This is a genomic window from Mycobacterium sp. P7213 (assembly GCF_900604305.1).
Lineage (GTDB): Bacteria > Actinomycetota > Actinomycetes > Mycobacteriales > Mycobacteriaceae > Mycobacterium.
Genome location: NZ_UWOA01000030.1, coordinates 48,322 through 55,997, shown reverse-complemented (window position 1 = coordinate 55,997; position 7,676 = coordinate 48,322). Strand labels below are relative to the sequence as shown.

At 65.9% G+C, this 7,676-nt stretch carries 9 protein-coding genes and 1 pseudogene; 6 read left to right on the top strand and 4 right to left on the bottom strand.

Going from position 1 to position 7,676, the window contains the following annotated elements; translation table 11 throughout:
- Nucleotides 1–906 precede the first annotated feature (906 nt).
- Nucleotides 907–1,458 carry a YaeQ family protein gene (locus EJK91_RS13295; protein ID WP_125079168.1) on the top strand — a complete coding sequence of 184 codons (552 nt, stop codon included), beginning with the start codon at nt 907–909 and terminating at the stop codon, nt 1,456–1,458.
- A gap of 69 nt (nt 1,459–1,527) precedes the next feature.
- Complete coding sequence (locus tag EJK91_RS13290) at nt 1,528–1,737, top strand: hypothetical protein (RefSeq protein WP_024441294.1); 210 nt, start codon at nt 1,528–1,530, stop codon at nt 1,735–1,737.
- A gap of 56 nt (nt 1,738–1,793) precedes the next feature.
- Here the strand turns inward: EJK91_RS13290 and EJK91_RS13285 are convergent, their stop codons facing one another.
- Nucleotides 1,794–1,940: a hypothetical protein gene (locus tag EJK91_RS13285; protein ID WP_125079167.1), complete on the bottom strand. Its 147-nt coding sequence runs from the start codon at nt 1,938–1,940 to the stop codon at nt 1,794–1,796.
- 49 nt (nt 1,941–1,989) lie between these two features.
- Nucleotides 1,990–2,658: pseudogene (locus tag EJK91_RS13280) on the bottom strand (aromatic alcohol reductase); the annotation flags it as partial.
- 135 nt (nt 2,659–2,793) lie between these two features.
- Here EJK91_RS13280 and EJK91_RS13275 point away from each other — a divergent pair.
- Nucleotides 2,794–3,360: a dihydrofolate reductase family protein gene (locus tag EJK91_RS13275; protein WP_125079165.1), complete on the top strand. Its 567-nt coding sequence runs from the start codon at nt 2,794–2,796 to the stop codon at nt 3,358–3,360.
- A gap of 126 nt (nt 3,361–3,486) precedes the next feature.
- Here the strand turns inward: EJK91_RS13275 and EJK91_RS13270 are convergent, their stop codons facing one another.
- Nucleotides 3,487–3,915, bottom strand: a complete 429-nt coding sequence (locus EJK91_RS13270) for a cellulose-binding domain-containing protein (protein WP_024441297.1) — start codon at nt 3,913–3,915, stop codon at nt 3,487–3,489.
- A gap of 196 nt (nt 3,916–4,111) precedes the next feature.
- Here EJK91_RS13270 and EJK91_RS13265 point away from each other — a divergent pair, with 196 nt between their 5' ends.
- From EJK91_RS13265 to EJK91_RS13255, 3 genes are all read left to right on the top strand, one after another.
- Complete coding sequence (locus EJK91_RS13265; protein ID WP_024441298.1) at nt 4,112–4,912, top strand: alpha/beta fold hydrolase; 801 nt, start codon at nt 4,112–4,114, stop codon at nt 4,910–4,912.
- Nucleotides 4,913–4,962: 50 nt separating this feature from the next.
- Complete coding sequence (locus EJK91_RS13260) at nt 4,963–5,886, top strand: NAD(P)H-dependent flavin oxidoreductase (RefSeq protein ID WP_125079164.1); 924 nt, start codon at nt 4,963–4,965, stop codon at nt 5,884–5,886.
- 70 nt (nt 5,887–5,956) lie between these two features.
- The gene (locus EJK91_RS13255; RefSeq protein ID WP_346773467.1) at nt 5,957–6,787 is read left to right on the top strand and encodes a DUF6498-containing protein; all 831 of its coding nucleotides are present in this window, start codon (nt 5,957–5,959) and stop codon (nt 6,785–6,787) included.
- On the opposite strand, the gene EJK91_RS13250 is transcribed toward EJK91_RS13255, so the two are convergent.
- A complete protein-coding gene (locus EJK91_RS13250; RefSeq protein ID WP_125079162.1) occupies nt 6,784–7,671 on the bottom strand; it encodes a hypothetical protein in 888 nt (295 codons plus the stop codon). The two genes, EJK91_RS13255 and EJK91_RS13250, sit on opposite strands and share 4 nt — an antisense overlap.
- Nucleotides 7,672–7,676: the final 5 nt, after the last annotated feature.

Below are 7,676 nucleotides of genomic sequence, written 5' to 3'. Positions count from 1 at the left end.
GCGACGCTGAATCTCTTGCCGCAGCTCCTCTTGCCAGACAGAACGGTGCTCGAAGCGGATATAGTCGTCGGCCCAAGCCTCGACTACCGGACTGTCCGCCGCTGGACCACGGATGTGGGAGTGCCCCGCGGGCCGCGATGCTGCCACGGGCTGATCACTCGGTTTCGTGGAAGCAGGTCGCCGGTGGTCCCCCCGGGCACTACCGATAACGGGTTCATCATCACCTGAGTCGTCTGCTCGGCCGTCCGCATGTTCGATACGTTTGGTTGAGCCGGGTTGTCCGCGACTGCCAGCCGGACGACACATTCCACAGGGCGAGATTGGCTGCTCTAGCGTGTCGATTGCCCACCGGTCTAGCTCGACCACATCTTCCGCGCACACTTTCACGTACTGTCCGGTCCACGGTCCCCCGCGGGGGTTCTGACCACTGATCGTTCGACAACCGGCGTGATGCAGGCGCGCTTGGGTCGGACTGTGACCGCGCGCGATATTGATTACGTAGCCATCGCGGTGGGCAGCGAGCCACGCGAGATAGCCGACGTCATCGTCTCGGAACTCAATGACCCGTGGCATAGGGCCACACTATGCCTCCCCCCACCGACAGAAGGTTCACTACGGAAACGAGCAGGCTGCCCGTCCAATCCCCGCCGATCGCCTGCTCAAGACGGCTGGTGCCAACCACTTGGTGGCGCCGCCAGCAAATAGCAGAGCCAGCGCTTCGCTTTCGCAGACCCCGGACCGCCAAGAGATCGCTTCTAGACCCGCCCCTCGCCTATCGCCCGCCGTCGATGAACCGGCCCGAACCGCGGAGGAATGACGAATACAGTGCAATCCAATAGCAATCGGCTATGCGCACCAAGTGCGGCCTCGCGACTCAGGGTCCCCCGGCTGGGTGGACACTAGGGCGTGGCCCTTTCTGCGACGGTATTCAAAGTCGAACTTGGCGTCTCCGATGTCGATCACGGTTACTACGCCGATCACACGCTGACCGTGGCCCGTCATCCCAGTGAGACCGATGAGCGGATGGTAGTGCGGTTGTTGGCGTTTGGGCTGCGCGCACACCGACTCGGCGACGTCGACGGTGAGTTGGCGTTCGGGGCGGGCTTGTCCACCCCTGGCGGACCCGACTTGCGGCTCACCGACTACACCGGCCGGATCCTGGAGTGGATCAACGTCGGCCAGCCCGACGAACGTGCCTTGGCCAAAGCAGCCAACCAGGCCGACCAGGTGCTGCTGTTCCCGTTCGCCGCCGGCGTGGCCACCTGGTGGCGCACCGTCGGCCCCAAGGTGGCGGCCCTGCCGAACTTGTCGGTGGTGCAGATACCGCACGCGCCGGTGCAGCAACTGGCTCAGACGGTCGATAGACGGGTCTCGGCGCAGGTAATGGTGATGGAAAGCCAGGTGACGATGACCGTGTGCGGTGTCGACGTCACCTTCACGCCCGAACCGTTGGAGTGAACGAGCCGCAGGCACGTAGACGGCCTGCCGTCTCTCGGGCTGTGATCCTGCCCCCCGTAGGCTCGCTGCATGCACGAAGTGACTCTGGCCGGCGCCGCAGAAGCCGCGACGCTGACAGTGGGACTGTCGGTCTATGCGGCGTTGATGCTCGTCAGCATCGCGGTGGCGATCGACAGCGCCCGCCGACACCGACGACGCCGCACGATCTACTCCGCGGTGACGGTTGGGATACTCATCCTGGGCGGGCTGGTTGCGGCGATTTTCAGCAGCATCGCGTGAACCTGGCGGCCGTGGCGCACGCGTCTCGGCTCCGCCGGTCCCGCCCTGATTCCCGGCTACTCGTCCTCAGCATCGTCACGGTGCGCGGCCTCGATCACCTCTGGCGGTACCGGCCTCTGCAGCCACACCCGCATCCGTAGCAACCCGCCGGTGATCGTCCCTACGGCAAGGAGGGCAACGATGATCCACAGCGCCAGCGACATGCAGCAATTCTCCCCCTGGCCCAGGCGATATGAGGCGATATCTTCAGCTCTACTCTTTCGCGATGAGGTGTTGCCGCGCCCACTCCTCAGTGGTCGTGGTCGGGATACCGCGGGTGGCGTTGAACGTACCGTCCTTCGGCCACGCGACGCCTTTGCCCTGAGCGAACACCGCACGATACTTCCGTAACCCGTCGTCGGGGTTTCGGTCGCGGTCGTGCAGTAGCTGCGCGCCGGTCCATTCATTGCCGGTCACGGGGGCTCCCGTAGTCCGTCCGACGATCTCGGCGAGTTCGCGGTAGGTGATCGTGTCGCCGGCGACGTAGACGACCTGGTTCGCGATACGCGGGCGGGCCTGGATGATCTCCGCGGTGAGTGCGCCGATGTCCTCCGGAGTGGTGACGGTGACTTCGGTGTCCCAATTGCCCAGCGCGTTAACGGTATTGGTGGTGAGGTCGACGACTCCGAAATCGGGTTCGAACAGGAAGCTGGTGAACATGCCGGTCGACACGATCACCCATTCGGTGGCGCTCTGGGCGCGCAGCATGTCGCGCACGTCGAGTTGCTCGTCGAACAGGTCTTGGGGGCTGCCGCGTCCGATGGCGTCGTAGTCGGCGCCGAACTGCCACGGGAAGTATCGCGGAACCCGCGCCGCCAACGCGGCCTCGGTGATCTTGCGCTGGGTCCCCGCTCCCGCCGCGAAACCGATGCAGCTCACCACCCCTCCGCGGCGCAGATCCGTTCGCGAATGCGAACGCCTCGCCATAACAACCCGCTACGGCGCAGCATTCCCGGCTAACCGCTGGCGGGCTCCGGCGCGTCGCCATGAGTAGCGCCCCGGTGCACACTGATCCCCATGGGCAGACTCATCTACGGCTTCACCGTGTCGGTGGACGGCTACATCGCTGACGCGCAAGGCAGCATCGACTGGAGCGAACCGAGCGACGAACTGCACCAGTACTGGAACGACTTCGAGCGAGAAACCGCGCTGTCGTTCTACGGACGGCGGCTCTACGAACTGATGTCCGCCTACTGGCCGACCGCCGACGAGGACCCGGACGCTCCACCGTTGATCGTCGACTTCGCCCACATCTGGCGCGCCATGCCCAAGGTCGTGTTCTCACGGACCCTGGAGTCAGTCGACTGGAATTCCCGACTGGAGCGCGGCGACCCGGTCGAGGTGGTGACGAAGCTGAAGGCCCAAACCGACGGCAACTTGGAAGTGGCCGGCGCGACGCTGGCCGCACCGATCGTGCAGGCCGGACTGGTGGACGAGTACCGGATCCTGATCGCCCCCACCGCCGTGGGCGGCGGGACGCCGTTCTTCCCGGGCCTGCCATCGTGGGTCTCGCTGCGGCTGCTGGAAAACCGCACCTTCCCCGGTGGCACGGTCCTGCTGCGCTACGAGGCGAAGCACGACTGAACGGATCGAAGAATCGCCGCTAGGCCCACCGCCACCGGCATTACCCACTGCCGTTGTCTCCGGAGACTTGTCAGACCCCCACCAACCACCAACCACTAGATCAGCCGCGAGTGCGTGCGCAGTCCGCTAGGTGCAGCGAAACTGCCTGTTGAGCATGCAATTCACCGGTGGTGAGTACGTCCCGGACAGCACGCCTCGGAAGCCACCGGTAGCGGATCCGCCCGGCGCGATGATCCGATTCCAATTCACCGGCGCCAGCACATAGTGCGTGCCGGATCGGCCAACGGTGCTGCTCCACGCGTGCGAGATCGATTCATTGGCCGGCAGATCGAATTCAAGGCGCCAATCGGTCATCGGCACCGCACTCCAGTTGGTGATGGTGAAGCGGGCGATGAAGCCGGTCTGCCATGTCGAAGTCACCGACAACGTCGCGGTGGCCGCAGCCGCATGAGCCACGGCGGTGGTAGCGAATCCGAGGATGACCACCATCGCTGCCGCCACAGCAAGGTGAAGCGCTGTGCACCAGCGCTTCACGTGACTGCGGAATACGGCCATAGCAGCCAACACTAAAGCCGAACGGGCATCGTCGTCCCTGTCGCCGCCGGTAGCCTGCAGGACCTTTGCTCAACTGAAACCGTCACGTGACGTCGCTCGACGTCGTCACAGATTCCGTCCCCGGTCCCCACCGGACCTCCAAGAGGGTTACCGTTGCGCAGGGGCGAGATCGCCGTCCGCGACAAGGAGCACCGACATGTTGAAGTACGAGATCCATGGAACCGGTGAGCCCTTGGTGCTGGTCCACGGGATCACGCACCGCAGGCAGGCCTGGTATCCGGTGCTGGAGCACCTGACCGATCACCGCACCGTCGTGCTCTTCGATCTGCCCGGCCACGGCGAATCGCATGACTTTGTGGTGCGCAACGACGACGTACAGGGAACCCTGCGCGAAGAACTGGTCGGGCTCTTGGACCAGCTGGGGCTCGAGCGTCCGCACATCGCCGGCAACTCTCTGGGCGGCCGGATCGCGATGGAGGCCGCCGCAGACAACCTGGTCTCGAGTGCGACGGTGTTGTCCCCCGCGGCGTACTGGCACAACGCCCTCGACTTCGCCTACATCCGGCTGGTCTTCACCTGCCTGACGACCAGCGCCCGCCTGCTGGCACCCGTGGTGCCGAGGCTCGCGCGTTCGCCGCGGGCGAGGCACATGATGGGCGGGGTGGTCTCCGCCCACCCCGAGCGGATCCCGGCCGACGAATTCGTGGGCGACCTCAACGGCATGCGGCGGGCCATTCCCGCCATGAAGAAGATCTTCCCGGCAGCCAAAGTGTTCGACCGGGCGATCCCGGCCGACATTCCGGTCACCGTCGCATGGGCCGCACGTGACCGGATCCTGCTGCCCTACCAAGCGCGCATCGCCGAGAAGCGGCTCCCCCAGGCCCGCCACATTCGACTGCCCGGGTGCGGTCACGTGCCCATGGCCGACGACCCCGAGCTCGTCGCACGGGTCCTGCTGGAGGGCAGCGCTCCCAACGCGCGGGCCGAGGCTTCATAGCACGCTCCTGGTGATCCACGGTGCGGCCGGCGCGGGTGCTTGAATAGGCCGTGGCCAACCGCATCCAATCCCTGCTCGGGGTTGCCTACCCCGTCGTCCAGGCCCCGATGACCTACATCGCGCGCGCCGAACTCGCCGCGGCGGTTTCCGAGGCGGGCGGGCTCGGTGTGATCGAGACCCTCACCCCCGAAGGCCGTGCCGACCTACAGCGGGTGCGTGAGCTCACCGACAAACCGGTGGCGGCCAACCTCATGATCCAGGGCTGGAAGAGCGACCTGTCGATTGTCGAGACCCTGACCGAAGCCGGCGTGCGCCACGTCTTCACCTCCGCCGGCGACCCGGCTTTGTTCACCAAAGCGCTGCACGACGCCGGTATGACGGTGGTCCACGTGGTCGGCTCTCTCAAGGGCGCTCTCAAGGCCGCCGACGCCGGTGTCGACGCGCTGGTGGTCGAGGGCGTCGAAGGCGGCGGCTTCAAGTCACTGCTGGGCGCCTCGACCATGGTGCTGCTCCCCCTTGTCGCCGAAAACGTTGACCTGCCGATCATCGCCGCCGGCGGCATCTGCGATGCGCGCTCGGCTGCGGCGGCGCTGGTGCTGGGCGCCGAGGGCGTGCAGATGGGCACCCGGATGCTGGCCAGCCACGAATCCGCGGTGCACGCGAACTTCAAGGACGCGATCGTGGCCGCAAACGATTCGGGCACTGTGCTGCTCGACGTTCCCGGAAATCCGACCATGCGGGTGCTGCGTACCGGGCTGGCCGCCAGAGTCGCTGCACACGAACCGGATTCCCGACTGCTGGGAAAGATCACCGACCTGTACTTCGACGGCGACATGGAGGCCAGCGTCGCCAACACCGGCCAGGTGTCGTCGCGGATCATCGATCTTCTGCCGGTGGCCGAGATCATCCGTGGCACCTGGGACGAGATCGAAGCGGTGCTGGACGGCGCACGAGCACGAGCCGAAAGTTTGTGAACCTCGCCCGCAGATGAGCTCGCAGCGACCATGATCATGCAATGGTTCGCCAGCGTCGGACGGTCGAGGCGTGACCCTGCCTGAGTCGGGCCCCGAATCGGGGCAGCATTCGCGGCGGCGATCTAAATTCTCGGCCTTGCATCTGTTCGCCGTCCTCGGCGTCATCGCGGTCCCGGCGTTCGGCTGGTTCGGCCAACATTGGTCGGGCGCAACGACGGTGGTCGTGTACTGGTTCGAGAACGTCACGATGTGTCTGCTGGTGATAGCCCGCATCGCTGTGCACCAACGCCTGAACCCCAAGTACGGGCACTTCCGCTACCGCGGCCCAGGCGCCGGCGGGCCCTCCAATTCGTCGTTCTTGAGCGGCTTCGCCCTGATCAGCCTGGCGTTCTGCACAGCCCATGGCGTGTTTCTGGCGGCCATCCTCGCGCTACTGATTCACAACCGTGCGCCCGAGCTCGCGATGATCGATCTGGATTGGCGCAGCGTCGGCTGGGGATGCCTGGGCGTATTGCTGTTCCTGACGATGGAATTCCTCACCGATCTGGTCGACCTGCGCCATTGGTCCTTCCGGGATATCGAGACCGCTGCCAACGTCGGCCTGGGTCGCGTCATGGTCGTGCATATGACCCTGCTGCTCGGATTCGCCGGGATCGCCGCGACGAACGCCCCGGGGACCTTGTTCACGGTATTCGTCGTGCTGAAGAGCCTTGCGGCGCTCAGCGTGGTGGTTCCCCAATGGGAGCCGGCGAGACCCCCACGCGGACTGTCCAACCTGATGAATCGACTGCCGAACGTGCACCCCGGAGAACGATTCGAGGACTTCTGGGTAAAGGACCAAGCCAACGAGCGAGAGCGGCAGCGGCGCAACGAGCAGCCCTGGAAGACCGCCAGGCCCTAACGGCGTTCGGCCGGATTGGTCGCCTCCCCATGGGCCGCCGCACCGAATATGGCGACGGCCACCGCACCTGCGACCGCGGTGCAGAACCCCAACGCCACCAGCCAGCCCAGCCCGGCTCGTGCGGTATCCCCGAGCAGTAGCACGCCGACGACGCCGGGCATCACCGTCTCGCCGACGACCAGAGCGGCAACGGCGCCGTTCACCGAACCCAGCTGCAAAGCAACGGTAAACAGGTAGAAGCCCCCGGCTCCGGCAATGGCGATCGCCCAGAACGCCGGGTCCTTCAGCAGCACTGGCACGTTCAGCGGATCGACGCCGTCGACCACCCGCACCGCGATGGCCATCACGCCATAGAGGACACCGGCGACCAATCCGGCGGCGATGGCGACGCGGGCTCCCAGCAGGCGCATGAGACCAACCCCGAGCACGGCGATCAGCATCGCCAGCAACATCAGCGCCCAGTGCAGCCCGGATCCCGACGTGTCTGTACCGGCCTGACCAGCGCTTAACCCCAAGACGCACAGTGACACAATCACCGTCGCGATCGCCACCCAATCGCGGCGGCGGAGGCGAACGCCGAGCACGGCTATGCCGACCACCGCGGTGACGACCAGATTGGCGCTGATGATGGTCTGCGACAGAAACAGCGGTATCAGCCGCGCCGCGACGATGTTGCCGACGAAACCGATGACGTCGAGGGCCATCCCGGCGATGAACGCGGTGGTAAGCACCGCGTTGGCGGTCGAGCGCAGGGTCGGCCGACCGTCTGCGGTGGCGGCGGCGCCCTGCCGCGCAGCAGAACTACGTGCGCCATAGGCCTGCAGGACCGAGGCAACCCCATAGCCGAAACAGGCCAACAGCGCTGCGGCCACCCCGATCAGCACGGCAC